The organism is Nocardia uniformis NBRC 13702, from assembly GCF_001613345.1.
Classification (GTDB): domain Bacteria; phylum Actinomycetota; class Actinomycetes; order Mycobacteriales; family Mycobacteriaceae; genus Nocardia; species Nocardia uniformis.
On record NZ_BDCE01000122.1, the window covers coordinates 1 to 25,555 of the forward strand.

Annotated in this window: 21 protein-coding genes and 1 riboswitch; of the genes, 9 read left to right on the forward strand and 12 right to left on the reverse strand. The window is 66.3% G+C overall.

The window, feature by feature from the left end:
* From NU1_RS38610 to NU1_RS38620, 3 genes are all read right to left on the reverse strand, one after another.
* Positions 1–426, reverse strand: a 426-nt coding sequence (locus NU1_RS38610) for a type II toxin-antitoxin system Rv0910 family toxin (RefSeq protein ID WP_067529265.1), incomplete at its 3' end; no start/stop codon positions are given.
* A gap of 32 nt (positions 427–458) precedes the next feature.
* On the reverse strand, positions 459–2,651 hold the full coding sequence (locus NU1_RS38615) for a molybdopterin-containing oxidoreductase family protein (RefSeq protein ID WP_067529269.1): 2,193 nt from the start codon (positions 2,649–2,651) through the stop codon (positions 459–461).
* 3 nt (positions 2,652–2,654) lie between these two features.
* On the reverse strand, positions 2,655–3,320 hold the full coding sequence (locus NU1_RS38620) for an NUDIX domain-containing protein (RefSeq protein WP_067529271.1): 666 nt from the start codon (positions 3,318–3,320) through the stop codon (positions 2,655–2,657).
* A 124-nt stretch (positions 3,321–3,444) separates the two neighbouring features.
* Between NU1_RS38620 and NU1_RS38625 the strand changes: the two genes are divergently transcribed.
* From NU1_RS38625 to NU1_RS38635, 3 genes are read left to right on the forward strand one after another with little or no spacing between them, the layout of a single operon-like run.
* Positions 3,445–4,773, forward strand: coding sequence for a GlnX family signal transduction membrane protein (locus NU1_RS38625; protein ID WP_067529324.1), 1,329 nt, complete (start codon positions 3,445–3,447; stop codon positions 4,771–4,773).
* Positions 4,770–5,735, forward strand: coding sequence for a glutamate ABC transporter substrate-binding protein (locus tag NU1_RS38630; protein WP_067529273.1), 966 nt, complete (start codon positions 4,770–4,772; stop codon positions 5,733–5,735). Before NU1_RS38625 ends, NU1_RS38630 begins: the two co-directional genes overlap by 4 nt.
* Positions 5,736–5,738: 3 nt before the next feature.
* Positions 5,739–8,240, forward strand: coding sequence for a serine/threonine-protein kinase (locus tag NU1_RS38635; RefSeq protein WP_084522199.1), 2,502 nt, complete (start codon positions 5,739–5,741; stop codon positions 8,238–8,240).
* Positions 8,241–8,627: 387 nt separating this feature from the next.
* Here the strand turns inward: NU1_RS38635 and NU1_RS38640 are convergent, their stop codons facing one another.
* Positions 8,628–9,824: an acetate kinase gene (locus NU1_RS38640; RefSeq protein WP_067529275.1), complete on the reverse strand. Its 1,197-nt coding sequence runs from the start codon at positions 9,822–9,824 to the stop codon at positions 8,628–8,630.
* Positions 9,825–9,826: 2 nt separating this feature from the next.
* Complete coding sequence (pta, locus tag NU1_RS38645) at positions 9,827–11,905, reverse strand: phosphate acetyltransferase (protein ID WP_067529277.1); 2,079 nt, start codon at positions 11,903–11,905, stop codon at positions 9,827–9,829.
* A gap of 140 nt (positions 11,906–12,045) precedes the next feature.
* Between pta and NU1_RS38650 the strand changes: the two genes are divergently transcribed.
* Positions 12,046–13,947, forward strand: coding sequence for an ABC transporter ATP-binding protein/permease (locus NU1_RS38650; RefSeq protein WP_067529279.1), 1,902 nt, complete (start codon positions 12,046–12,048; stop codon positions 13,945–13,947).
* A 160-nt stretch (positions 13,948–14,107) separates the two neighbouring features.
* Here the strand turns inward: NU1_RS38650 and fgd are convergent, their stop codons facing one another.
* Positions 14,108–15,115 (reverse strand): glucose-6-phosphate dehydrogenase (coenzyme-F420), encoded by a 1,008-nt coding sequence (gene fgd, locus NU1_RS38655; RefSeq protein WP_170264458.1) that lies wholly within the window; start codon positions 15,113–15,115, stop codon positions 14,108–14,110.
* Positions 15,116–15,450: 335 nt separating this feature from the next.
* Between fgd and NU1_RS38660 the strand changes: the two genes are divergently transcribed.
* Complete coding sequence (locus tag NU1_RS38660; RefSeq protein WP_212762319.1) at positions 15,451–16,212, forward strand: HAD-IIA family hydrolase; 762 nt, start codon at positions 15,451–15,453, stop codon at positions 16,210–16,212.
* A 370-nt stretch (positions 16,213–16,582) separates the two neighbouring features.
* Here the strand turns inward: NU1_RS38660 and NU1_RS38665 are convergent, their stop codons facing one another.
* The gene (locus tag NU1_RS38665; protein ID WP_067529285.1) at positions 16,583–17,023 is read right to left on the reverse strand and encodes a MarR family winged helix-turn-helix transcriptional regulator; all 441 of its coding nucleotides are present in this window, start codon (positions 17,021–17,023) and stop codon (positions 16,583–16,585) included.
* Between the two features lie 46 nt (positions 17,024–17,069).
* Positions 17,070–17,711 carry a type 1 glutamine amidotransferase family protein gene (locus NU1_RS38670; RefSeq protein WP_067529286.1) on the reverse strand — a complete coding sequence of 214 codons (642 nt, stop codon included), beginning with the start codon at positions 17,709–17,711 and terminating at the stop codon, positions 17,070–17,072.
* Positions 17,712–17,833: 122 nt separating this feature from the next.
* Here NU1_RS38670 and NU1_RS38675 point away from each other — a divergent pair, with 122 nt between their 5' ends.
* Positions 17,834–18,316, forward strand: a complete 483-nt coding sequence (locus NU1_RS38675; protein ID WP_067529326.1) for a DUF456 domain-containing protein — start codon at positions 17,834–17,836, stop codon at positions 18,314–18,316.
* Between the two features lie 5 nt (positions 18,317–18,321).
* Here NU1_RS38675 and NU1_RS38680 read toward each other — a convergent pair whose 3' ends face one another.
* Entirely contained in the window at positions 18,322–19,191 is an 870-nt protein-coding gene (locus NU1_RS38680; RefSeq protein WP_067529288.1) for an amidohydrolase family protein, read from the reverse strand.
* Between the two features lie 67 nt (positions 19,192–19,258).
* Positions 19,259–20,674 (reverse strand): FAD-dependent oxidoreductase, encoded by a 1,416-nt coding sequence (locus NU1_RS38685; protein WP_067529289.1) that lies wholly within the window; start codon positions 20,672–20,674, stop codon positions 19,259–19,261.
* Positions 20,675–20,959: 285 nt separating this feature from the next.
* Between NU1_RS38685 and NU1_RS38690 the strand changes: the two genes are divergently transcribed.
* From NU1_RS38690 to NU1_RS38700, 3 genes are all read left to right on the forward strand, one after another.
* Complete coding sequence (locus NU1_RS38690) at positions 20,960–21,397, forward strand: Rv0361 family membrane protein (RefSeq protein WP_067529291.1); 438 nt, start codon at positions 20,960–20,962, stop codon at positions 21,395–21,397.
* 63 nt (positions 21,398–21,460) lie between these two features.
* Positions 21,461–21,572, forward strand: a riboswitch (SAM riboswitch).
* Between the two features lie 19 nt (positions 21,573–21,591).
* Entirely contained in the window at positions 21,592–22,014 is a 423-nt protein-coding gene (locus tag NU1_RS38695; RefSeq protein ID WP_067529293.1) for a rhodanese-like domain-containing protein, read from the forward strand.
* Between the two features lie 120 nt (positions 22,015–22,134).
* Positions 22,135–23,349, forward strand: coding sequence for an O-succinylhomoserine sulfhydrylase (locus NU1_RS38700; protein ID WP_067529296.1), 1,215 nt, complete (start codon positions 22,135–22,137; stop codon positions 23,347–23,349).
* A gap of 63 nt (positions 23,350–23,412) precedes the next feature.
* On the opposite strand, the gene NU1_RS38705 is transcribed toward NU1_RS38700, so the two are convergent.
* Together NU1_RS38705 and NU1_RS38710 are read right to left on the reverse strand one after the other, a co-directional pair.
* On the reverse strand, positions 23,413–24,960 hold the full coding sequence (locus NU1_RS38705; RefSeq protein ID WP_067529298.1) for an MFS transporter: 1,548 nt from the start codon (positions 24,958–24,960) through the stop codon (positions 23,413–23,415).
* A gap of 39 nt (positions 24,961–24,999) precedes the next feature.
* Positions 25,000–25,497, reverse strand: a complete 498-nt coding sequence (locus tag NU1_RS38710; protein WP_067529329.1) for an NADPH-dependent FMN reductase — start codon at positions 25,495–25,497, stop codon at positions 25,000–25,002.
* Positions 25,498–25,555: the final 58 nt, after the last annotated feature.

Below are 25,555 nucleotides of genomic sequence, written 5' to 3' on the forward strand. Positions count from 1 at the left end.
GTAGAGCTGCACGAACCGATCCAACGACCGCTCAATATCGCCACGCAGCGCCTTGGCCACCACCGAGCCAATGGGCCCGAAGAGGGGTGCGCCGCCGAGTTCGAAATCCGCGGCGACCTTCGAGCCGGTGGCGGTCGGGGAAACCCGGAGTTCGATGCCGAATTTGGTGCCGCCGATGCCGGAGCCGGTGAGGACCATGCGGTTCGGGGGTTCGGCGGCCTTTACCGTCCAGGTGACCCGGTTGCGGAAGCCCTTGACGGTGGCGACGCCCACCAGGCGGGTGCCCGGGGTCAGTTCCTCGGGGAGAGGGCTGCGCCAGCCCTCGTGGAGGGTGAGCCATTTTTCGAGGTTGGGCAGGTCGGAGGCGTGCGCCCAGGCCTGGTCGGGGGCGATGGGGACGTCTACGGAGACCTTCAGCTTTGCCACGAGGGCGATGGTATCTGTTACATGGCGTAGCTCTAAGGGCGGGTGACCGGGTCCACGCGGACGGGGACACCATTGAGGTTGGACATGCCCGCCAGGCGTTCCACGTCGACGACATCGGTGGACATGAGGTCGTTGACGTTCGCGCCGCCCGCGGCATTCGCACGGCGCCAGCCGCCGTTGTGACCCCAGCCGTGCGGGATGGCGACCGCACCCTCGGTCATATCCTCGGTGAGGCGGGCGGTTACCTCGATGGCGCCGTGGGTGGAGGTGACGCGGCAGCGCTCGCCATCGGAGATTCCGGCTGCGGCAGCGTCTTTCGGATTGATCCGGGCGGCGTGTTCGCGGTCGCCGCGCATGAGGGCATCGACATTGTGCATCCACGAGTTATGGGATTTGAGCTCGCGCATACCGATTACCCGCAGCGGGTAGTCGGGGTCGGTATCGGCGGCTTCGAGGCCGCGTAGTTCGCTGATGATCTCCTCGGGAGCGAGTCGCACCCGGCCACCCTTGTGCTGCACCACTTCTCGCAGGACGCCGGTGGTGATGTGGTCGGCGAGGACCAGACCGTGGGGGTGGCGGCGGAGCATGCGCAGGCTCAAACCATTGCGGCGCAGGCCGAACCAGTCGCCATAGGGGCCGGTGCGCAGGGCCAGGTCGATGAGGAAGGCGGGGCTGAGGCGGGAGGAGCGACCGCCGGGGACGCGATTGCGGAGGGAACTCAGCAGGCTTCCAGCGGGGGCGGCGGGTCCGATGGCGAAGGGCTGCACGCCGATTCGGGTAGCGATGTCATCGATGATCCGCCATTCCTCGCGGGCCTCGCCGTACGGTTCCACCACACGCTCGGTGTACTGAGTATACGGAATGGGCGCGAGCGCGGTGAAGGGCAGCGGAATATCGTCGCGCTCCAGGAAAGTGGTGGCCGGGAGCACGTAGTCGGCCATGCGATTGGTGTCGTTGATGTACAGGTCGATCGATACGAACAGGTCCAGTTGTTCCAGCGCGGAAGCCAATTCGCGGCCATTGGGCACCGAGAGCACCGGATTGCCCGCCGACGTGAACAGCGCTCGCAACTGCCCCGGACCGGGTGTGGTGATCTCCTTGGCCATTACCGCGGCCGGGAAGGTGCCCAGCACGTCCGGGAAATCGCCTACGCGGGAATGGTTCTTGCCGTAGCGGATCAGGCCGAGCCGGGAATTGATCCGCGAGACCGCCACCAGCTCCTTGCCGAATACCGAGCCGCCGGGCGCGTCCAGATTGCCGGTCACGGCGGCGAGCGCGTCGATGAGGAAGGCCACCAGGGTGGCGTGGCGGCCCAGGCAGGTGCCGGTGCGGCCGTATACAGCGGCGGATTCCGCGCGGGCGAGGTCGCGGGCCAGCGCACGCACCTGCTCGGGGTCCAGGCCGGTGACCGGTGCGGTGCTCTCGGGCGTGAACTCGGCTACCGCATCCCGCAATTCGCGCACCCCCGACGCCTGCTGCCGCAGCGCCCGCGCATCCTCGAGCCCCTCGGCGAAGATCACCTGGAGCAGCGCGGCCAGCAGCCAGGCATCGCTATCGGGCCGCAGCCCCACATGCTCGAACAGTCGCGCCGTTTCCGTGCGCCGCGGATCGACCACGACCACCCGGCCGCCCCGGTCGGTAATCGCCTTGAGCTTGTCGCGAATCCGGGGCGCACTGACAGCGCTGCCGTGCGACACCACCGGATTCGCCCCGACCATGAGCAAAAAATCAGTACGGTGCAGATCCGGTACCGGCGCGGTGGTCATCGATCCGTACAGCAGCTCGCTGGCCACGAACCGATTGTTGATGTCCTGCGATCCGGCCGAATACACATGTTTCAGCCCGGCGGCCAGCTGGAAACCGACCATCCACAGGGTGTGCGAATAGGAGAACGCCGATGGATTGCCGAAATACCAACCCAGACTGCCGCGCCCGTGTTCGCGAATGACAGTGCGCAGCCGGGCGCCGATATCGTCGAGCGCCTCTTCCCACGACACGCGCTCGAACCCACCCGAAGCCGTTCGTCGCTGCGGGTACAGCACCCGATCCGGATCGTTCTGGATCTCGGCGAACGCGATGCCCTTCGGACAGGCGAATCCCTGGGACAGCGGATGGTCCTTATCGGCGCGCAGCCGGACCAGCTTTCCGTCCTCGACGGTGGCGATCAGCCCGCAGAGCGGTTCGCAGATCCGGCAGTAGGTGGCTATCTCACGGGTGCTGCTCACCCTTCAAGACAACACCTGCGCCAGCGTGAGCAACAACACATTTTCGGCCAAACTGGGGGCGGCGGGCACGGTTTCGGTGATCTGCGCGGCGGGTTCGCCCTCGCCTTCGGTGTGCAGCCAGACGAAACCGTGGTCGGCCAGGTCCAGGGTGCGGGGCAGCGCGGCGGCAACCGTCGTCGGATCGGCCAGGCCGTCGACGGTGACCCGCTTGGGTATGGCGCGCAATGCGGGCCAGGCGGCGGCGAACCCGGGATGCAGCGGCCGGTTCGTCACCTTGTCCTCGGGCACCCACCGCAGCGACTTGCTCTCCAGATTGCGGCGGGTTTTCAACCGGGTGGCGGCATCGGCGACAACGGTGGTGTATGTCCAGCCGCTGGGCGCGGTCGCGGTGACCCGGCTGGCACGCACCCGGATGGAATCGGCCCGAATGCCCGCCTCCTCCTCGGCCTCACGGACCGCGGCGTGCACGGTGCTCTCATGGCTGTCGCGGGCACCGCCGGGCAGCGCCCAGGTACCGCCCTGATGACTCCACCACGCGCGATGCTGCAGCAGTACCGCCGAACCACCGCCCGCCAGCGGGGCTCGCAGCAACAATCCGGCAGCGCCGAAACGACCCCACTGGCGAGTGCCGTCGGGGCTGTCCGCCCAGCCGTCGCCGTCACCTCGCATGCCCACATCCTCACTTTGCCCACGCCACGATCGCGATCACATGAGGGTGTTCGCCGCGCCGCGGCACCGGTACGTCCACAATAAGCTCAATCGACCGATCAGTTCCGGCACCTGGGAGGTGAGCATGGCTCGCAGCGGGCAATTGCGGCTCGACGAACTGTCGCCCCGCTCCGCGACCGCGCTGGTGCGGGAACGGATAGACGCCAATGATATGCGCGCCTTCGCGCGATCCTCCCCCGCCAGATTGATAGCGATCGGATTGCTGCTGCTCGGTCTGTGCGTGGCGGCGGGCGCGGTAACCGCCACCGCTGTCGACCACCGGCAGGACGCACTCGACACGCTGCTCGAGCAGGCCGAACCGGACGCGTATTCGGCGCAGCGGCTCTACACCTCGCTCTCGGTGGCCGATGCCTCCGCGGGCACCGCGTTCATCTCCGGCGGGCTGGAACCCAATTCCGTGCGCGACCGCTACAACCAGGCCATCGGTGAGGCATCGGCAGAATTGGTGGCCCAGTCCAATCGTGCCGATGGCGATGACATCGGCCTGCGCACCGGCATCGCGACCGGGCTGCCCGTGTACACGGGGCTGGTCGGGACCGCACGGGCCAATAACCGCACCGGACAGCCGGTGGGGGCCGCGTACCTCAGTGCGGCGTCACATCAGATGCAGGCGACCCTGCTGCCGATGGCGCACGAGTTGCAGGAGCACCGCTCCTCGGCGATCACCGATATTCAGCGCAATCATGTGCGGCCGCCCTGGCCCGCCATTGTGCTGCCGCTCCTGGCGGTGGCCGCGCTGCTCGTGGCGCAGTGGTTCCTGACCCGGCGCTGGCATCGCATTCTCAATCCGGGGCTGCTGTTGGCCACCTGCACCATGGTGGTGCTGCTGTCGTGGACGGTGATCGCGGGCGTGATCTCGGCCGTATCCACCACGCAGGCCCGCGATAACGGCTCCATTCCCACCGCGACCCTGACCGAGAGCCGCATTCTGGCGCAGCAGGCCCGCAGCGCCGAAACGCTCAAACTGGTGCGCCGCGATAACGGCGGCGACTACGACCGCACCTACGACGACGCCACCGCCCGGCTGCGCACCCTGCTCACCACCTATCCGTCCGACGCGCCCGCCACCGGGGAAATCGACAATGCCGTTGCCGCACTCGATCGCTGGCATATCGCGCACGGGCGAATGAACGAGGCGCTGGCACGGGGCGACTTCCTGGGCGCGAGCGCCGTCGCCACCGGGTCGGGTGCGAACGAGGCCAGCGCACAGGTGGAGTCGCTGGACCGGGCGCTCGCGAACGGTATCGCCGCGACCCGGAACACCCTGCGGGAGGACACTTCGCGAGCCTCCGGCGCACTCGATCTGCTGGCTCCGGGCGCACTGGTACTGGCCACCGCGGCGGCCGTACTGGTGGCGGCCGGACTGTGGCCCCGACTACGGGAGTACCGATGATGAGACGCCGACTAGCTGTGCTCGCCATCGCCGCACTCGCCCTGACCGGCTGCGGCGAACCGGACAGTGCGCCCCGGTCAGACCGGACGGCCAGCTACACCGATCCGCCGCTGCCATCGGGAGCCACTGCCGCAGAGCCAAATTCGACGCCGCCGCCGGAACCCGACGGCTGCGGCGACCCGACCGCCAGCCTGCGCCCCGGTGCGGTGCGCGACAGGGCGGCCCTCGACGCCATTCGAACCCGCGGGCGACTACTGGTCGGACTCGACCCGGGCAGCAATCTGTTCAGCTTCCGCGATCCCGCCACCGGCACACTTCAGGGCTTCGATGTGGAGATCGCCCGGGAGATCGCCCGCGATCTGCTCGGCGACCCCGAGAAGGTCGAATTCCACATGCTCGGCTCGGCCGAGCGGGAGCAGGCGCTACAGAATCACACCGTCGATGTGGTGGTGAAGACCATGACCATCACCTGTGAACGGCGGCAGCGAGTTTCGTTCTCCACCTCGTATCTGCAGGCACATCAGCGGGTGCTGACGGTACGCGATTCCGGGATCACCGGGCTGAGCGATCTGGCCGGCCGACGGGTGTGCGTGGTGAGCGGCACCACCTCACTGGACCGGATTCGCCGCCTGCAGCCCGCCGCCTCCATCCTCACCGTGCCCAGTTGGGCCGACTGCCTGGTGGTCCTGCAGCAGCGGCAGGTCGATGCCGTCAGCACCGATAACACCGTGCTGGCGGGGCTGGCCGTGCAGGACCCGCTCACCGCGGTGGTCGGGGAGAACCTCAGTACCGAGCAGTACGGCATCGGCATTCCGAAAGATCGCGATGATCTGGTGCGGTTCGTCAACGGCACCCTGGAACGCATTCGCGGCGACGGCACCTGGTCCCGCCTGTACCGACGCTGGCTCGAACCGCAGCTCGGCAATGCCGCCATCCCGCCGCCGCCGAGATATCAGGACTGAGCGATGAGCGAATCGTCCGAACGCGACAGCAAACGCCCCGCGGCACCGGATCCCACCGGGGACGCCGAGCCCGGTACCGAGTTGAGCCATCGACCCGAACCGTCCCGCGACCCCGAAGGGACGGAATTCACCGCTCGCCCGGACACCGGTGCGGGGGCGCCCGATACGGAGTACAGCTACCGCGCGGAGTCCGATCGCGTCGGTAGGCATGCGGCCGGGACGCCGCCCGCCGACGTCGACACCGTGGCGGTCAGCGCGGGCGCGGGTACCACCGCCGGGCCCCGATCGAATCCCGACGGCATCGAGATCACCGCTGCGCATGGCGATTCCGGACCTTCGACCCGCCCCTCGCAGCGGACCGGTCGAATGACTCGCCCGCGCCCGTCGGTGCGGCGATTGGGTGCGGGGCTGGTGTCCATTCCGGCGGTGGATCCGGTGGATCCGGCCGCGGTGGTGCTGAAGGATCCCGTGGTCTCCGAAGGCCGCCGATTCTGTTGGCGCTGCGGCAAACCCGTCGGGCGGGCAACGCCGACCCAACCGTCCAGAACCGTCGGCAGCTGTGAAACCTGCGGTGCGCCCTACGATTTCCGCCCTTCGCTGTATCCCGGAGATCGGGTGGCCGGGCAGTACGAGATTCAGGGCTGCCTCGCCCATGGCGGGTTGGGCTGGATCTATCTGGCCATCGACCGCAATGTGAGCGACCGATGGGTGGTACTGAAGGGCCTGCTGCACGCGGGCGATGCCGAGGCGCAGGCGGTGGCGGTGGCCGAACGGCAGTTCCTGGCCGAGGTGGTGCATCCCAGCATCGTCAAGATCCACAATTTCGTGGAACATCCTGATGCCGAGGGCAATCCGATCGGCTACATCGTCATGGAGTACGTCGGCGGGCGTTCGCTGCGCAATATGCTCGACGTCCATCCCAAACCGGAGCGCATGCCGGTGACCGAGGCCATCGCATATGTGCTGGAGGTGCTGCCCGCACTGGACTATCTGCACTCGGTGGGGCTGGCTTACAACGACCTCAAACCCGATAACGTCATGGTGACCGAGGATCGAGTGGAACTGATCGACCTCGGTGCGGTCGCGCCCTTCGAGTCGTATGGAAACCTGTACGGCACCAGGGGTTTCCAGGCTCCGGAGATAGCCAAGACTGGACCGACGGTCGCATCGGATATCTACACGGTGGGTCGTACGCTCGCGGTGCTGACCATCGATATGCCCATGCAGCAGGGCGCGTTTTGCGATGGGCTACCCGATCCGGCCGACCATCCGGTGCTGGCACAGCACGAGTTCTTTCACCGGCTGCTACTGCGGGCCACCGATCCCGATCCCGAGCGCCGCTTCCCGTCCGCGCGCATCTTCGCCAATCAGCTCATCGGAGTGCTGCGCGAAATACTGGCCACCGAGACCGGGGTGGAGCATCCGCAGCTGTCCACCCTGTTCAGCCCGCCCCGAACCTGTTTCGGGACAGCGGAAGCCGTCGAGCAGACCGATGGCCTGGTGGACGGCCTGGAGCGCGACACCCTGCTACGGGCCCGCGATATTGTTGCGGCGCTACAGGTTCCGCTGATCGATCCGAGCGACCCGTCTGCGGCGCTGCTGGCAGGTGCGGCGCATCCCGAACCCCGGCACGTCCTCGATGAGCTGCGGCACTCCCGGCAACGCGCCAGCGCCGAACCCGGTGGTGCCCCCGAGACCTTCGAACTGGAGGTCACCCTCGCCGAGACGCGGGCACACCTGGATCTCGATGAGCCCGCCGCCGCCCGCATGCTGCTCGACCGGCTCACCGATACCGCGCGACTGCCGGCCCCCGACTGGCGAATCGACTGGTATCTCGGCGTCGCCGGACTCCTGGAACTGGACTACGAGCGCGCTTTCGCCCGTTTCGACGCGGTACTGCAGGCGCTACCGGGCGAGATCGCGCCCAAACTCGCCCTGGCCGCAACCGCGGAACTAATTCTCCAGCACTGGGTTTCACCCGATCCGGAACAGTGGCGCGCGTATGCCGAGAAGTACTACGCCACCGTCTGGCGCACCGATCGCGGCGTAGTGGCCGCCGCCTTCGGCCTGGCCCGCCAACTGGCCGCCGCCGGCCATATTTCCGCCGCCGTCCGCGCCCTCGACGAGGTCCCACCCGCCTCCCGCTACTACGCCGAGGCCCGGATGACGGCGGTTCTCACGCTCCTCGCCAGTGCGCCCGTGGATGAACTGGACGAGTCCACCCTGCATATCGCCGCCGCCCGGGTGCAGGCGCTGCCCGCGGGCGAAAGTCGCACCGGGCAGCTGCGGGTGCTGGTACTGGGCACCGCACTGGGTTGGCTACAGTCCGGGCGCACGCCGAAAGCACCCCATAGCAAGATCTTCGGTGCACCCTTCACCGAACGCGAACTGCGCAGCGGTATCGAATTGGGGCTGCGTGCCCTGGCCCGCTCGGCCCCCGCCCGCACCCACCGGTACGCGCTGGTGGACCTCGCCAACGCGGTCCGCGCCAAATCCTGGATCTGACCACACCGCGACAACCCACCGCAGCAGGCAACTGCGAACCGATCGCACATCTATAACCGATGCCGCAATGGCGGTCCCGCGCAGCGCGACTCACCTCGCGCACAACCACCCTCGCCATTCCGGCGCGGAGTTCCGCCCGACTGCACTGAGACCGCCGACAGCGAGTCCGCCCCGGCTGTACTGAGGCTGCGCGAGAGGGGGTGGAACGCCGAAACCCGCGTCATTCCCGCGGGTTCGATCAGGGGCAGCCGATCGACGGGGGCCGGCGAGGGGTCACCGCCCGAACCGCTGGTGCGTTGTTTCGCGACACGGGTTTCGGCGAGCCCGGTCCGAAGTGCCGGGCTCTTGGCCACTATGCCGAATGGTTCCTGAAGATTTCGTGAAGTACTACCCCACCAGGGCAGCGGAGGCGCGAGCGATGGCCAGTTCCTCATTGGTGGGGACGACCAGGACGGCTACCTCCGCGCCTTCGGGTGAGATGTAGCGCGCGGAACGGTTTTCGGCGGTATTGCGGTCCGGGTCCACGTCGATGCCGAAGCGGGACAGGCCCGCGAGGGCATCGGCGCGAACACGTGCATCGTTCTCGCCAACACCGGCGGTGAAGGTGATGGCATCGACCCGGCCGAGTTCCACCAGGTAGGCGCCGATATAGCGGCGCAGTCGGTGGATGTAGACCTCGTAGGCGAGTTTCGCCGCGGCGTCACCGCTGTCGATGAGGCGGCCGAGTTCGCGGAAGTCATTGACGCCGGACAGCCCCTTGATACCGGAGCGGCGATTGAGCAGATCGTCGACCTGTTGCACATCCATCCCTGCGGCGCGAATGAGGTGGAAGATGATGCCCGGGTCGAGATCTCCGGAACGAGTGCCCATGACCAGGCCCTCCAGCGGGGTGAGGCCCATGGTGGTATCCACCGCACGGCCGCCGCGAATGGCCGACGCCGACGCGCCATTGCCCAGGTGCAGGACGATCTGATTGATTTCCGAGCGGTCCCTGCCGAGCACCTCGGCCACTCGCCCGGATACGTAGTCGTGCGAGGTGCCGTGGAAGCCGTACTTGCGGATACCGTGCGCGGCAGCGGTTTCCGCGTCGATGGCGTAGGTCTTGGCGGCATCGGGTAGGTGGTGGAAGAAGGCGGTATCGAAGACCGCCACCTGCGGTACCTCCGGCAGCAGCGCCCGGGCGCTCTCGATGCCGGTCACATTGGCCGGATTGTGCAGGGGCGCGAGGGTGGACAGATCCGCGATCGCCCGCACCACGTCATCGGTAATGAGGGTGGGCTCGTAGAAAACCTCGCCGCCGTGTACCACCCGATGTCCGACCGCACCCAGATCCGCGGCGGCGAGATCGTGGCCGCTCTTGGCGAACAGGTCGAATACCAGGCGCAATCCCTCGCCGTGATCGGCGATGGGGCCGTCGTGCTCGAAAGTCTTTCCGTCGCTCTTGTGCTCGATGGTGGGCGAGCCGTCGCCGACCGGCTCGCCGATGCGCTGCACCACACCGGAGGCGACCACGTCACCGTTATCCGGTTCCAGCAGTTGGTATTTGATCGACGAGGACCCGGAGTTGATCACCAGCACCTGCACGACTACGCCTCCTGCTGGGCTTGGATGGCGGTAATGGCCACGGTATTCACAATGTCGGCGACCAGCGCACCGCGCGAGAGATCATTGACCGGCTTGCGCAGCCCCTGCAGCACCGGACCGATGGCCACCGCACCCGCACTGCGCTGCACCGCCTTGTAGGTGTTGTTGCCGGTATTGAGGTCCGGGAAGATGAAGACCGTCGCCTTACCCGCCACCTTGGAATTCGGCAGCTTGGTGATCGCCACATCCGGTTCTATGGCGGCGTCGTACTGAATCGGGCCCTCCACCAACAGTTGTGGCGCACGCTCGTGCACCAGCTTGGTGGCGGCGCGCACCTTGTCCACATCCGCGCCCGAACCGGATTCGCCGGTCGAGTACGACAGCATGGCGACCCGCGGCTCGATACCGAACTGCGCGGCGGTCCGCGCCGAGGAGACGGCGATATCCGCCAGCTGATCGGACGTCGGATCCGGCACCACCGCGCAGTCGCCATATGCGAGAACGCGATCCGACAGGCACATGAGGAACACGCTGGACACCGTGGAAACGCCCGGCTCGGTCTTGATGATTTCGAAGGAGGGGCGAATGGTGTGCGCGGTGGTGTGCGCCGCACCGGACACCATGCCGTCGGCCACCCCCATCTGCACCATCATGGTGCCGAAATACGAGATATCGGCCATGAATTCGCGCGCCCGGTCCACCGTCATGCCCTTGTGCGCGCGCAGTCGCGCGTACTCCTCGGCGAATTCGTCGCGCAGCGGACAGGTGAGCGGGTCGAGGACCTCGGCGGCCTCGATATCCACGCCGAGTTCGGCGGCCCGGCCGCGTACGGCGGACTCGTCGCCCAGAATGGTGAGGTCGGCGATCTTGCGCTGCAGGACCCGACCGGCCGCGCGCAGAATGCGGTCGTCGTCGCCCTCTGGCAGCACAATGCGTTTGCGATCCGCGCGGGCCCGCTCGATCAGCTGGTACTCGAACATCTGCGGGGTGACCACATCCGGGAAGCGAATCTCGATCTGCTTCAGCAGTTCCGGCGCGTCGACCCGCTCTTCCATGAGCGCCAGCGCGGTATCCACCTTGCGAATACTGGACAGCGATATCCGGCCGCGGGTGCCCACCACCGCCTTGGCGGTCTCGAAGGTGCCCAACTGCGTCGTCAGAATCGGCAGCTTCGGTTTCAGACCCTCGATCAACCGCGCGACGGACGGTTCCGGCAGCATGCCGCCATTCATGATGATGCCCGCCAGCGACGGAAAGCCGAACGCCTCGTGGGCATTCACCAGGGCCAGCAGTACGTCGGCGCGGTCGCCGGGCGTAATGACGGCCATACCGTCGGCCAGCCGCTCCAGAATATGTTCGGTGGTCATACTGCCGACGATTACCTCGAGGGCCTCGCGCTGCATGAGTTCCGGGTCGCCACTGTAGATTTCGCCATCGATCGCCTGGCACAGCTCTTCCACCGTGGGTGCGGTGAGCAGCGGCACCTCCGGCAGCGCCCAGGACGGCACCGCGCACATCTTGCGCAGCATGGCCGCATCGGCCTCCAACTGCTCCGGATCACAGCGATTGGCGATGACCGCGACCAGTTTGGCGTGTTCGTTGACCAGTTCGCCGCGACACAGCTCCACCAGCTGGCCGAGTTCGGCAGACGTGCGACCCGCACCGCGCACCACCAGCAGCACCGGCGCACCCAGGTTCACCGCGATACGGGCATTGAAGCGCAGTTCGCTGGGGCTGGCGACATCGGTGTAGTCGCTGCCGAGAATGAGCACGGCATCGCAGTGCTTGGCCATCTCGTGGTACCGCATGACGATCTCGCTGATCGCGCCGTCGGGATCGGCGTGCACCTGCTCGTAGGTGACGCCGATGGACGAGTCGTAGTCGTCATCGGCGGTGGAATGCTCGAGCAGTAGCTCGAGGATGTAGTCGCGCTCGGTGGCGGATCGGGTTATCGGCCGGAACACGCCCACCCGCGGGGTGGTGGCGGCCAGCATCTGCAGCACGCCGAGTGCGATGGTCGACTTACCGGTATCGCCCTCGGGGGACGCGATGTACACGGCGGATGGTGCGGAAGCGGCCATGATCGAGAGCTTAGTGAGCCGACCCATCGGTATGGGTAGCGGAGCGCGGCAACTATTCGCGAAATCACTGTCCGCATCGGGTGTGGCCACCCCGCGTTTCACGGTATTGGTTGCCTAGCCGTTGCCGATAGGCTCCGCGCATGATCGGTGCTTCCGGTCTCGACTGGGGACACGAGACACTCACAAGCCTCTTCTGGATCGCGAAGGCCTTCGCCATTGCCGCCGTCGTATTCCTCATCGGGGTGGCGGCAATCGTCAGATTCACGGAGTGGGGTCGGATGTTCTGGCGGATCAGCGGCGGGTATTTCACCGGTCGGCAGAGCTGGCCCGCCTGGGGGCTGTTCGCGGTGGTGCTGTTACTGGCCGTGTACAGCGTGCGGATGACGGTGCTGGTCACCTACTTCTACAACGATCTGTACACCTCGCTGCAGCTCGGTGTGCAGGCCCTGATCGATGGCAATCCGAGCACCGGCACCGAAGCGGCCCGCGACCTGTTCTGGCGGGCCCTGCTGGTGTTCGGTGTACTGAGCACCCTCATCGTCGTCATGGGCATGTTCATGTTCTGGTTGCAGAACGCCTTCCAGATCCACTGGTGGCAGTGGCTGAACACGCGCTACCTCGACGACTGGATGGCCGGAAAGGCCTACTACCGCACCCGATTCGTCGACGGCAGTCTCGACAATGCCGATCAGCGCATCCAGCAGGATGTGCTGGATTTCGTGAACGGTTCCTATGCGCTGGCGTTCGGCGGCAATGTCGGCCCGTACTCGATCAGCGGTAACGGGGTGATCGGCAGCGGACTGACACTGGTGTCCTTCACCCCGATTCTCTGGGGGCTATCCGGCGAGCTGGACGTATTCGGTGTGACCATCCCCCGCGTGCTGGTATTCGCGGCCTTCGCATGGGTGGCGTTCGCCACCCTCGTCGCGTTCTGGATCGCCCACCCGTTGGTCAAACTCAACTTCTGGTTCCAAAGACGTACGGCCGATTACCGTTTCGCGCTGGTGCGGCTGCGGGAGAACGCCGAGAACGTCGCCTTCTACCACGGCGAGCGCGAGGAACGCGGTGAGCTGAACACCCGGTTCGGCGCGCTGATCGCCAATATGTGGGCACGGGTGTACCGGTTGCTGAAGTTCTACGGATGGAACCTGACCACCGGGCAGATCGCCGGGGTGTTCACCATCCTGCTGCTCGGGCCCCGCGTCTTCGCGGGCACCAGCACGCTCGGCGATCTACAGCAGGCCGCCAGCGCGTTCACGCAGGTGCAGGGCGCGCTCTCGATGCCGCAGACCTCATACGACGCGTTCACCTACTACCGCGCCACCCTGGTCCGCCTCGACGGGCTGCGGGAGGCCGACCAGCGCGCCCGGCAGCTGCCGAAGATCGAGACCGAGGAGATCGCGGCGGGACTCGAACTGGAGGCGGTGCGGGTGCGCAAACCCGACGGCACCCTGCTGATCGACGATCTGACGCTGCGACTCGTACCCGGCGACGCCCTCGTGGTGAAGGGCGGTTCCGGAGTCGGCAAAACCACCCTGCTGCGCAGTATCGGCGAGCTGTGGCCGTATACCGAAGGGCGCGTTGCCCGTCCGCTCGGCAATGATGTGCTGTTCCTATCCCAGCGGCCGTACCTTCCGCTCGGCGATCTGCGCACTGCCATCACCTACCCGGCCGCCTCCGATGTGGTGGACGACGCGGCACTGCGGGCGACACTGCTCGAGGTCAATCTCGGACACCTGACCGAGCGGCTCGATGAGGACGACAATTGGTCGGCGACCCTCTCACCGGGTGAACAGCAACGCGTCGCCTTCGCGCGAATCCTGTTGCTACAGCCGAAATTGGTCTTTCTCGACGAGGCCACCTCGGCGGTCGACGAGGGGCTCGAGTACACCCTCTACCACCTGGTGCGCACCCGGGCGCCGAATACCGTGCTGGTCAGCGTCGCGCATCGCAGCACGGTGGATCGGCATCACACCCAACGGCTGGAGCTCGCGGGCGGGGGCGTGTGGACGCTCACGCCCCTCGAACCCGCGAAGGTTTGAGCCCGCTCACGCCGGTCGCGACACACCCCCGCCAGCAGCGCAGCGCGCCCGTCATTCCGGCGGGCTTCGACAACGCACCTGTCGTCCCGGCATGCCTCGGCAACGCACCCGTCATCCCGGCATGCCTCGGCAACGCACCCGTCATGGGGGATCCGGTCGGTCAGAGGGCGCGCAGTCGCGGTGCCAGGTCGCGCTCGAACAGTTCCAGGAAGCGCTTCTGGTCATGGCCCGGGGCGTGGAAGACCAGGTGGTTCAGGCCCGCATCGGTGTACTGCTTGATCTGCTCGACGGCCTGATCCGGATCGCTGGCCACAATCCAGCGCTTGGCGATCTGCTCGATCGGCAGCGCGTCAGCGGCGGCTTCCATTTCGATCGGATCGGAGATGCTGTGCTTCTGCTCCGGGGTCAGCGAGAGCGGGGCCCAGAAGCGGGTGTTCTCCAGCGCCAGTTCGGGATCGGTGTCGTAGGAAATCTTGATCTCGATCATGCGGTCGATATCTTCGGCGGTGCGGCCGACCTTGGCCGCGCCCTCGGCGACGGCGGGCATGAGCTTGTCGGTGTAGAGCTCCATCCCCTTGCCCGACGTGCAGATGAAACCGTCACCGGCGCGGCCCGCGTAGCGCGCCACCAGGGGGCCGCCCGCGGCAATGTAGATGGGGACGCCGCCCTTGGGCACGTCGTAGATGGAGGCCCCGGCCGCCTGGTAGTACTCGCCGTTGAAATCGACGCGGTCACCGGTCCACAGTGCGCGCATCAGATCCACGGCTTCGCGCAGCCGCGCGAAACGCTCCTTGAATTCCGGCCATTCACCCTTGTACCCGGTGGCGAACTCATTGAGCGCCTCACCGGTGCCGACACCGAGCATGACGCGCTCGGGGTAGAGACAGCCCATGGTGGCGAAGGCCTGCGCGATGACCGCCGGGTTGTAGCGGAAGGTCGGGGTCAGTACCGAGGTGCCGAGCATGATGCGCTCGGTGCGCTCACCCACCGCGGCCAGCCAGGCCAGCGAGAACGGGGCGTGGCCGCCCTTGTGCCGCCACGGCTGGAAGTGGTCGCTCACGGTGGCGCTGTCCATGCCGTGCTGTTCTGCCAGCACCGCGATCTCCACCAGTTCCCGCGGTCCGAACTGCTCCGCCGACGCCTTGTATCCGAGCTTGAGGTCTGTCACCTGCGCCACTCCTGTCGCTGTATTGCGCTGTGTGTGCGGGTCCCCTGCCTCCCGCGGGGCGTTCGGGGACGCTGGGTGTGGCGTCACGAACGTCCTATTCGCACCATAGGTCAGCGGTGGGCGGTGCTGTGGCGAGGGTCGCATCCACAGGGACGAACCCGGGTTGGCGCTCAGGCATTCCCGGAGGTCAGGCAGTCATGTGCGGGATCGGCGGAGCTGTGCGGGCGATACCGCCGAGCTTCGGGAGCACCGCCTACGCGCGAGTACGGTCCCAGTAGCGGACAATTGGCTACGTGACCACCATCGACGAGCCGATCCTGTCCTACTTAACCGATATGGATGGCGTGCTGGTGCACGAGAACCACCTCGTGCCGGGGGCTGACAAGTTCCTCGCCGAACTGCGCACCAATGAGATTCCCTTCCTGGTGCTCACCAACAACTCCATCTACACCGCGCGTGATCTACAGGCGCGGCTGCGGCATTCCGGACTCGACATTCCGGTGGAGTCGATCTGGACTTCGGCGCTGGCTACCGCCACCTTCCTCAACGAACAACGACCCAACGGCACCGCCTATGTGGTGGGCGAATCCGGACTCACCACCGCGCTGCACGAGATCGGGTACGTACTCACCGACTCCGACCCCGATTACGTGGTGCTCGGTGAGACCCGCACGTACTCGTTCGAGGCCATCACCACCGCCATTCGACTGGTGCTGGCGGGAGCCCGCTTCATAGCCACCAATCCGGACGCCACCGGACCGTCCCGCGAGGGCATCCTGCCCGCCACCGGATCGGTCGCCGCACTCATTACCCGCGCTACGGGTAAGGAGCCGTACTACGTCGGAAAGCCCAACCCGCTGATGATGCGGTCGGCGCTGCGGCGGATCGGTGCGCATTCGCAGTCGACAGTCATGATCGGCGACCGGATGGACACCGATGTCATCTCCGGGCTCGAGGCCGGAATGCGCACCATCCTGGTCACCACCGGCATCTCCGGGAGCAAGACGGCCGAGGGTTTCCCTTTCCGGCCCACCCTGATCCTCGATTCCGTCGCGGATCTGGTCGGGAACACTCGGGACCCGTTCGCCCTGCTCTGAGCCCACCCCTGGCCGCCCACACCCACCCCCTCGCCACACCCACGCCTTCGTCGCCCACTCCTTCATTGGCCACGCCTCGCCTTCGTCGCCCACTCCTTCGTCGCCCACTCCTCGTCATTCCGGCGTGCTTTTGGCCGGAATCCACCGAGACCGGTTGCGGTACTGACGGTGTGGATCCCGGCCAAAAGCATGCCGGGATGACGGGCGCTACTCGACGACGAGATACCAGCCGACGACCAGGCGCTACTCGACGAAGAGATACCAGCCGACGACCAGGCGCTATCCGTTGACGAGACACCAGCCGACGACCAGGCGATATCCGTTGACGGGGGCGCTATCCGAAGACGGGGCGCGACTCGGTCACGGTGCCCTACTCGATCGCATCGAGAGCAGCCGACAATGTTGTCAGCGCGTCCGCGATCTCGGCCATTCGCTCACGCCCCAGCTCGGCGGTCAATCGCGCCGCCATCTTCGTATGCTGCGGATCGATGCGGCGCACCGCGTCGTGACCTGCCTCGGTTATGGCGACGAGTTTGGCGCGACGATGCGCCGGATTCGGCCGGTACTCGGCAAGTCCCTTCTCCACCAGTAGATCAGCGATGCGCTGCACGCTCTGCCGGGTAATGCCCATCGCGCGTGCGATCCCGGCCACGGGCAGCGGTTCGTGCAGCACCGCACCGAGCACCTGCCACCAGGCCGCGGTAATACCGGCCGGGCGGGCCAATTCCTCTGCGATGGCGAGGAATTGGCCATTGAGCTTGAACGAGGTTATGGCCGCTGTGCTGAAGAGCTCCTGCTCACTGCGACTCATCTCACCTCCCGCGCACCGAATCCGCTGACCACCGCGCATTTTTCGGTCATTGCGCCGCGGCGGCCGAGCGCTGCTCCTCGTATTCGGCGAGCGCGAAGAACCCGGCCGGATCGTTCTCGCCGTACAGCCGGTACCAGGCATCGAGCACATGCGGCTCGTAAATACCGAGCCGCGCGAAGATCGCCCGTGCGAATTCCACCGGCTTGGTTCCCGTGGCCGTAATCAGCTCACCATCGGTAACAGCGGGCTCGCACACAAAGTTGTCCGCACCCGAATAGCCGCTGTACACCAGGTATTCCGCCGCATTGCTGGTGTGCTTGCGCGCATCCAGCAGCCCGGCGCTCGCCAGCCCGAAGGTGGCTCCGCAGATGGCCGCCACCGGCACCCCCGCCGCGAGGAACTCCCGAGCCTTCTCGACGAACGGAGCCAAAACCCCACTCTCCCAAGTGTCCGCCCCCGGCAGGATCAACATGGCACTCTCCTGTGGCGACAGCTCATCGAGCGCGATATCCGGCACCACCCGCATCCCCCCCATCGAGGTCACCGCGTCCCGGGTCAGCCCAACCGTGCGCACCTGCCAGGTACCAGGCTCCAACTGCCACAACGTCTTGTTGATATGCGCGGTCGCATGCCCGACCTCCCAGTCGGCGAAGGTGTCGAAAACGGCCATATGCACGGTCTTTATCATGACAGCATCCTGTCATAATTGACAGCATGCTGTCAACATTCGAATTTCGGCGATCGGTACTACCCGCACGCGAGCACATCGAGTACGCGAGAATCGGGACGTCGCAGAGCGAAGGAGTCGGCGTGAGTACATCGGGCGAATTACTGGTCGGCGTCGCGATTCTGATCGGGCTGTTCGGCGTGGTTGTACCGATTCTTCCGGGCGTGACGCTGATTCTGGCGGCGATAGGGGTGTGGGCGTTCCTGACCGGAGGGGCGGCGGCGTGGACCGTATTCGGGGTCTGCGCAGCGTTTCTCGTGATCAGCTGGGTGGTCAAGTACCTGTGGCCGGGACGGACTCTGAAGGCGGCCGGGATTCCGAACCGATCACTGGTGATCGGTGCGCTGCTCGGGATCGTCGGGTTCTTCGTGGTTCCGGTGATCGGCCTGTTCTTGGGATTCGTTCTAGGGGTTTATCTTTCGGAGCTACAGCGGCTGGAGGCGCATGACACGGCTTGGCGGTCGACGGTGCATGCGCTCAAAGGCGTTGGGCTGTCGATACTCATCGAGCTGTTCGGAGCACTGCTCGCGACGGGGGTGTGGGTGGTCGCAGCTTTCGTGGTCTAACTGCGCTACTCGATGACAGGGAATGGAATCGTATCTCCCGCAGGGGGTTTCGGGAGTTCGGAGCGATGCAGGCGCAGGGTGGGCGCTTCCGGGCCGAAGAGCGGCACGGTGGGCGCCGGGTCGCGGAAGTGCCGTTCCTTGGCCGGCAGCCCATAGAAGGCGCGAGCATTGTCTTCCAGGATTCGATGCAGGTCGGGGCCCACGGCATCGGCGATGAGCTCGATATCGGTATCGCGGAAGGGGCGACCGGCGCGGGTACCGGGGAGGTCGGAGCCGAACATGAGGGCATCCGGGTTCACGGTATGCACCTTCCGCAGCGCGGCACCCACATTCATGGCGACTCGACCGAAGCCGGAGGCCTTCACCCGCGCCCCGCGATCGACCAGATTCAGCAGGTAGGGCAGACAATCGTCGGACATACCCATATGGTCGATGGACAGCTTGGGGAGCTTGGTGATGACCGGTTCCAGCGAACCCAGCATGGAGCCGTCGATATAGAGCTCCACATGCCAGCCGACCAGTTCGTACGCGCGCAGCGCCAAGATGGTCAATCCGACAATATCGCCACCCGCACGCTTGAAATTGAAGCGCAGCGCGCGCACCCCCGCGCGATCCAGATCGACGATCTCCTCGTCGCTGGCATCCACGTGCAGGTTGGTGACGCCGACCCAGCCCTCGCCGAGCTCGGCCAGCGCCGCCCGCAACCAGGTCTGATCGGCGCCCTGGAAGGACCCACTCACCAACGCACCACCGTCGATGTCGAAGCGCGACATCCGCCGCTTGTAATCGGCGATGGTGTACGGGGCGGGCATATAGCCCTCGTTCTCGATCAGCGGAAACCGCGGATCGACAATGTGGACATGGGCATCGAACACGTGATCAGCATGCCTCAGAACGGTGACAGGTGCGGAAAACGCTACCCGCCTAGCGCATTAGGCCAGGTCAGGAGTTCGGGACCTTATCCGGCTCGCTCGCGCGCAGCATGTCCTCGCGTTCGACGACCTTGACGCGCTCGCGACCCTGCGGCTCACCGAGGGACCGCTCGTGCGCGTCGAGGCGGTACCAGCCCGCCCACGTGGTGAACGGCACGCCCTTGTCCTGCAGGAACGCCGTCACCGCATCCAGTTCCGGGCTCTGGGCCGGAGCGAAGGTCGCGGCATCGTCGAGCAGGCAGGCGATGGTCTCGTTCGCATCACCCTTGGTGTGGCCGATCAGCCCGACCGGGCCACGCTTGATCCAACCGGTGACGTAGGTGCCGGGCATGTAGCGGGCCGCACCGTCGGCGTCCTCGTCGACCAGCACCCGACCGGCCTCGTTGGGCACCGTCCCGGCCTGCTCGTCGAACGGCAGCGACGGAATGTTCTGCGACAGGTAGCCGACCGCGCGGTACACCGCCTGGATATCCCAGTCGGTGAACTCGCCGGTGCCCTTGCAATTACCGGTGCCATCGAGCTGGGTGCGCTCGGTCCGCAACCCCACGACCTTGCCATCGCCGTCGCCGACAATCTCGGCCGGGGACTCGAAGAAGTGCAGGAACAGCTTGTGCGGACGCGCACCGACATCGCGGATCGCCCACTGCTCGAGGGTGTTGCAGATCATGTCGACCTGCTTGGAATGCCGACGTGCGGCCTCGGAGCCCTCGTCGTAGTCGATATCGGCGGGATCGACGATCACCTCGATGGTCGGCGAGTGATCGAGCTCGCGCAGTTCCAGGGGCGTGAACTTGGCCTGCGCCGGGCCACGACGACCGAATACGTGGACCTCGCGGGCCTTATTGCCCCGCAGTCCCTCGTAGACGTTCGGCGGGATCTCGGTCGGCAGCAGCTCATCACCGGTCTTGGCCAGCACACGCGCCACATCCAGGGCGACATTGCCGACACCGAGGACCGCGACCTTCTCCGCCTCGAGGGGCCATTCGCGCGGCACATCGGGGTGACCGTCGTACCAGGACACGAAATCGGCCGCACCGTAGGAACCGTCGAGGTCGATACCCGCGATCTCAAGGGCCCGGTCGGCATTCGCGCCGGTGGAGAAGATGACCGCGTCATAGAAGCGCTGCAGGTCGGGCAGGGTGATATCGACGCCGTAGTCGATATTGCCCAGCAGCCGGACCTGTGGCTTGTCGAGGACCTTGTGCAGGGCGGTGATGATGCCCTTGATGCGCGGATGATCGGGCGCGACGCCGTAGCGGATGAGACCGAACGGCGCGGGCATGCGCTCGTAGAGATCGATACTCACCTCGGCATCGGACTTCATCAATGCGTCAGCGGCATAGATACCGGCCGGACCAGCACCCACGATCGCAATGCGAAGCGGGCGGGTCCCGGCACCGATCGACTCTGCACTCTGTTCGGTCATCTCTTATGCGCACCCTTGTGAGTCGAAACAATCTTGCTTGCGGTCTTAGCCGCCATTCTTAGCTTAGGCTAAGTTGACGCGCCCAGGCCTCTTCCGAGTGCCCTTCGATGCTGCAGCGTTGCTGCCCTGTACTGCTATTCCCCCGCGCGGGCGGAGAATTCAGACGATTCTATCGGTGGGACGGATCACCTCCCGTCGGGGGACGGTCAGCTGGTCGGGGGACCATCGGTGCGGTGAGCCGGTGTCGAGCTCCGTACACCCCTTACGACCAGGCATGATCTAGCCATGAGCGATGACGACGACAAGCCGATCCGGATCGATCAGGGCGAGACTCGATCGATGCTCCCGTTTCTGGTCGCAGCGGGCATTATCGCGCTGGTCGTACTGGGAATCGTGGTGGCCGGGATCATCTCGCCGGCTGAGAAGAATGTCACAGATTCCGACCGGCTGGCCGTAGCCGCCCGCAATTTCACCGCCGCGCGGGCCGCCGCCGATCCGCTGGACACCCGGATCGTCTGCGCGGGATTCGATGACAAGCGGTCGCCGCTCGGGACCGAACACGGCGACGACCCGCCGGAACTGGAGTTCACCGGCCTCGACGATCCGCAGGTGGACGGCGACCGCGCCACCGCCGCCGTCAAGGTGAAGATCGACGGTAAGGAAACCACCTCGACCTGGAACTTCACCCGTTCCGATAGCGGCTGGGTGGTCTGCGACAGCTGACCGACCGCCCCGGCGAATTTCAGGTTTGACAGGCGGGGACCTGTCGATGCAATCTCAGACCCAGGTCATGAGCACCAGCGTCAAGCCCCGGCTCGCTGGTCGGCAACCCTCCTCCGCGGTGGGGTGCTCCGGGTGACGACCTGGCCACGCACTCCGGGTGCGGCAAGTGCGGATTCACAGGAGGTTCTAGAACAGTGAGCTATGCGGGTGACATCACGCCGAGACAGGCGTGGGAGCTATTGCGTGACAATCCGGACGCGGTGCTGGTCGATGTGCGCACCGAGGCCGAATGGCGGTTCGTCGGCGTGCCCGACACCGGCGGCATCGGACGACCGACCGCACTGATCGAGTGGGTGGATGTCACCGGCACGCGCAATACCCGATTCACCGATCAGCTGAAGCAGGCGCTCGCCGAGCGCGATCCCGCCGGGGACGCGCCCGTGATCTTCATCTGTCGCTCCGGCCAGCGGTCCATCGGCGCCGCGACCGCCGCCACCGCGGTGGGCTTCGAGCCCTCCTTCAATGTGGTCGAAGGTTTCGAGGGCGCGCTCGACGCGCAAGGACACCGCGGCGGCTCCGGCTGGCGCGCCGAAGGGCTTCCGTGGAGGCAGTCATGACCATGACCATCCCGACACACGCGCCACGCCACAGGGGCCCTGCCATCAGGAGGCAGTCATGACCATGACCATTCCGGCACACGCGCCACGCCACAGGGGCCCTGCCATCAGGAGGCAGTCGTGATCACCGGAGGCTCATTCGACAGGCCGCTGCCGGAAGGCGTCGGCCCCGCCACCCTCGGCGTACGAGGTGGCTTGCGCCGCACCGGTTTCGATGAGACCTCCGAGGCCCTGTTCCTGAACTCGGGCTTCGTCTACGCGAGTGCCGAGGCGGCCGAGGCATCGTTCACCGGCGATATCGAGCACTACGTCTACTCCCGCTACGGCAACCCCACCGTCGCCATGTTCGAGGAGCGGCTGCGCCTGATCGACGGCGGCGAAGCGTGTTTCGCCACCGCCAGCGGTATGTCGGCGGTCTTCACCGCGTTGGGCGCACTGCTCAGCGCCGGTGACCGACTGGTCGCGGCCCGCAGCCTGTTCGGCTCGTGTTTCGTTGTGGCCAATGAGATTCTGCCGCGCTGGGGCGTGGAGACGGTCTTTGTCGACGGCGAGGACCTGGAGCAGTGGGAGCGGGCACTGTCGGTGCCCACCCAGGCGGTGTTCTTCGAAACCCCGTCCAACCCCATGCAATCGCTGGTCGACGTACGCCGTGTCACCGAGCTCGCGCACGCGGCCGGCGCGAAGGTGGTGCTGGACAATGTCTTCGCCACCCCGCTGCTGCAGCGCGGCTTCGAACTCGGCGCGGATGTGCTCGTCTACTCGGGCACCAAGCACATCGACGGGCAGGGCCGGGTACTCGGCGGGGCCATTCTCGGCTCCCAGGAGTACATCGACGGCCCGGTGAAAAACCTTATGCGCCATACCGGTCCGGCACTGAGCCCGTTCAATGCCTGGACGCTGCTCAAAGGTTTGGAGACCATGCCGCTGCGGGTGCGTCAGTCCAACTCCTCGGCCCATCGCATTGCTGAATTCCTGGAGCGGCATCCCGCCGTGGCCTGGGTGAAATACCCCTTCCTCGAATCGCATCCGCAGTACGACCTGGCCAAGAGCCAGATGTCGGGCGGCGGCACCGTGGTCACCTTCGAGCTGAAGGCGGCCGCCGACGAGGGCAAGAAGCGGGCCTTCGAGGTGCTCAACGGGCTGCGCATTATCGATATCTCCAACAACCTCGGTGACGCCAAGACGCTGATCACCCATCCGGCCACCACCACCCACCGCGCCATGGGGCCGGAAGGTCGTGCGGCCGTGGGTCTTACCGACGGTGTCGTCCGCATCTCGATCGGTCTCGAGGATGTCGAAGATCTGCTCGGCGATCTGGATCGCGCACTGAGCTGAATCGCGGATACGTGAAGCGGGGCCGGAACCATATGGTTCCGGCCCCGTTTTCGGTTGCGCTCGTCAGACGGTTTCGAGCTCTCGATCCGGCGCGGGCGCTGCCACCTCAGCGGGTTCCGCCGCCTCGGCAGGCTTGCGAAGCACCGTGACCGACAGCGCCGCACCGGCCAGCGCGAGTACCGCGGCGACAATGGCGGCGACATTCAGACCGGACGTGAAAGCCGCACGCGCGGTGTCGATCAGCGCTTCACCGGCGGCACCCGGAAGGGTTCCCGCGACCGCGAGCGCATCGGTCAGGCTCTCATCCGCCGTGCCGCCCTCGGTCATGGAGCCGCGGTATACGGCCGTCCCCACACTGCCGACAACCGCGATGCCCAATGCGGTGCCGAGATCGGCGGCGGTGCTGTTGACCGCCGACGCCTCGCCCGCCTTCTCCGGCGGGGCCGCGCCGATCAGCATGCCGGGAACCAGCGCCATGACCGGAGCGATACCCGGGTAGAGGATGTAGAAGCCGATGAGCAGCACGGGCAGTCCAGCCACGCTGTCCACCTGGGTGAGCACCAGGTAGCCGATCGCGGAGAGCAGCAGACCGCCGGCGATCAGGTAGGCGGGCTGTACGTGCCGTGCGATGGCCGGCGTCACGGTGGAGACGATGATCAGCAAGACGGCGGCGGGCAGAATCGCCAGGCCCGCCGCGAGCGGCGACAGTCCCGCGACCTGCTGCAGGTACTGCGTGAACAGCAGATAGATCCCGCCGATACCGACCGCCCCGAGCAGGAAGACGGTCACCGCGCCGCTGAAGGTCCGGTTGGCGAACAGCCGCATATCCAGCAGCGGGCTGTCCAACCGGCCCTGCCTGCGAACGAACACCACGCCGAAGGCGAGGCCGACCAGGATGGCCAGGACGGACACCGGGCCGAGGCCGGACTTGGCGAATTCCTTGACGCCGTAGACGATCGGCAGCAACGCGGTCATGGACAGCACCACACTCAGCAGATCGATCCGCGCGGCATTCGCCGTCCGGTACTCCGGAATCAGCAGCGGGGCCGCGATCAACACCAGCACCGTCACCGGCACGCCGACCAAAAAGGCGGCGCCCCAACCGAATGCCTCCAGCAGCAGTCCGCCGACCAGCGGACCGAGCGCGACACCGGCGGATACGGCGGCAGCCCACATACCGATGGCGGTTGCCCGCTGCTTGTCGTTCTGGAACATGGTGCTGATCAGCGACAGGGTCGACGGCATCAGCGCGGCGGCACCCAATCCCATCAGCGCCCGGGCCCCGATCATCGACTCGATGGTGGGTGCGAATGCCGCGAAAAGCGATGCGGCACCGAAGATCAGCGAGCCGACCAGCAGTAGTCGGCGGCGGCCGATTCGATCACCGAGGGTACCCATGGTGACCAGTAGCCCGGCCATGACGAAGCCGTAGATGTCATTGATCCACAGCATCTCGGTACTGGTCGCCCCCAGGTCGGCGGCGATATAGGGGGTGGCCAGGAACAGTACGGTAATGGCCAGGAATAGGAGCACGGTCGGCAGCAGCAGGACCGTCAGGCCCAGCCATTCGCGCGTTCCCGCTCGCACGTCGGTGGAAGCACCGGTTGACATATCTTCTCCTAGAAGGCTTTCGGATTCACAAGAGGTGGGTCACGAGGTGTAGGGACGGGCGGCGCGGAGAGCGCGGCCCCACCAGACGAGCTGGTTCGTCATTCGTTCGGCGTCCTCGACCCGGAACGGATCACCGACGACATCGGGAACGGTCATGGCATGGAGGCCGCCGAATACCGACCGGAGTTGCTCCACCGCCAACCGGCCACCGGTCGGCGCGCCATAGGCGACGAATCCCACCGGTTTGGCCCGCCATTCCGCCGCGAAACAGTCGATGGCGTTCTTCACCGACCCCGAGTAGCCCCGATTGATTTCGGCCGTCACCACGACGAAGGCGTCCGCGTCCGCCAGCCAGGGTGCGAGATCGCGCACCGCGGAACCGTCGCGCGGCACCTCCGGGAGACAGGCCAGCGACAGATCGATAATGTCGGTTTCGAGTTCGGTGCGGCTCGCGGCGTATTCGGCGAACCGTTCGGCGGCGGTGGCACCGGAGCGTTCCTCGGTGAGGATCACCATCCGCAGTGGCTCTTCGTTCATGGTGCTCACAGTGGCGGCAGCCGCTTCGGGTTTGCTCCGGATGGACTCCAGCTCGACT

What these genes read in the sequence shown, in the direction of transcription:
- NU1_RS38630 (WP_067529273.1), top strand. Translation starts at nt 4,770, where the DNA reads ATGATGAGACGCCGACTAGCTGTGCTCGCCATCGCCGCACTCGCCCTG.
- NU1_RS38650 (WP_067529279.1), top strand. Translation starts at nt 12,046, where the DNA reads ATGATCGGTGCTTCCGGTCTCGACTGGGGACACGAGACACTCACAAGC.
- pta (WP_067529277.1), bottom strand. Translation starts at nt 11,905, where the DNA reads ATGGCCGCTTCCGCACCATCCGCCGTGTACATCGCGTCCCCCGAGGGC.
- NU1_RS38665 (WP_067529285.1), bottom strand. Translation starts at nt 17,023, where the DNA reads ATGAGTCGCAGTGAGCAGGAGCTCTTCAGCACAGCGGCCATAACCTCG.
- NU1_RS38670 (WP_067529286.1), bottom strand. Translation starts at nt 17,711, where the DNA reads ATGATAAAGACCGTGCATATGGCCGTTTTCGACACCTTCGCCGACTGG.
- NU1_RS38620 (WP_067529271.1), bottom strand. Translation starts at nt 3,320, where the DNA reads ATGCGAGGTGACGGCGACGGCTGGGCGGACAGCCCCGACGGCACTCGC.
- NU1_RS38635 (WP_084522199.1), top strand. Translation starts at nt 5,739, where the DNA reads ATGAGCGAATCGTCCGAACGCGACAGCAAACGCCCCGCGGCACCGGAT.
- NU1_RS38705 (WP_067529298.1), bottom strand. Translation starts at nt 24,960, where the DNA reads ATGTCAACCGGTGCTTCCACCGACGTGCGAGCGGGAACGCGCGAATGG.
- NU1_RS38690 (WP_067529291.1), top strand. Translation starts at nt 20,960, where the DNA reads ATGAGCGATGACGACGACAAGCCGATCCGGATCGATCAGGGCGAGACT.
- NU1_RS38685 (WP_067529289.1), bottom strand. Translation starts at nt 20,674, where the DNA reads ATGACCGAACAGAGTGCAGAGTCGATCGGTGCCGGGACCCGCCCGCTT.
- NU1_RS38710 (WP_067529329.1), bottom strand. Translation starts at nt 25,497, where the DNA reads ATGAACGAAGAGCCACTGCGGATGGTGATCCTCACCGAGGAACGCTCC.
- NU1_RS38625 (WP_067529324.1), top strand. Translation starts at nt 3,445, where the DNA reads ATGGCTCGCAGCGGGCAATTGCGGCTCGACGAACTGTCGCCCCGCTCC.
- NU1_RS38660 (WP_212762319.1), top strand. Translation starts at nt 15,451, where the DNA reads ATGGATGGCGTGCTGGTGCACGAGAACCACCTCGTGCCGGGGGCTGAC.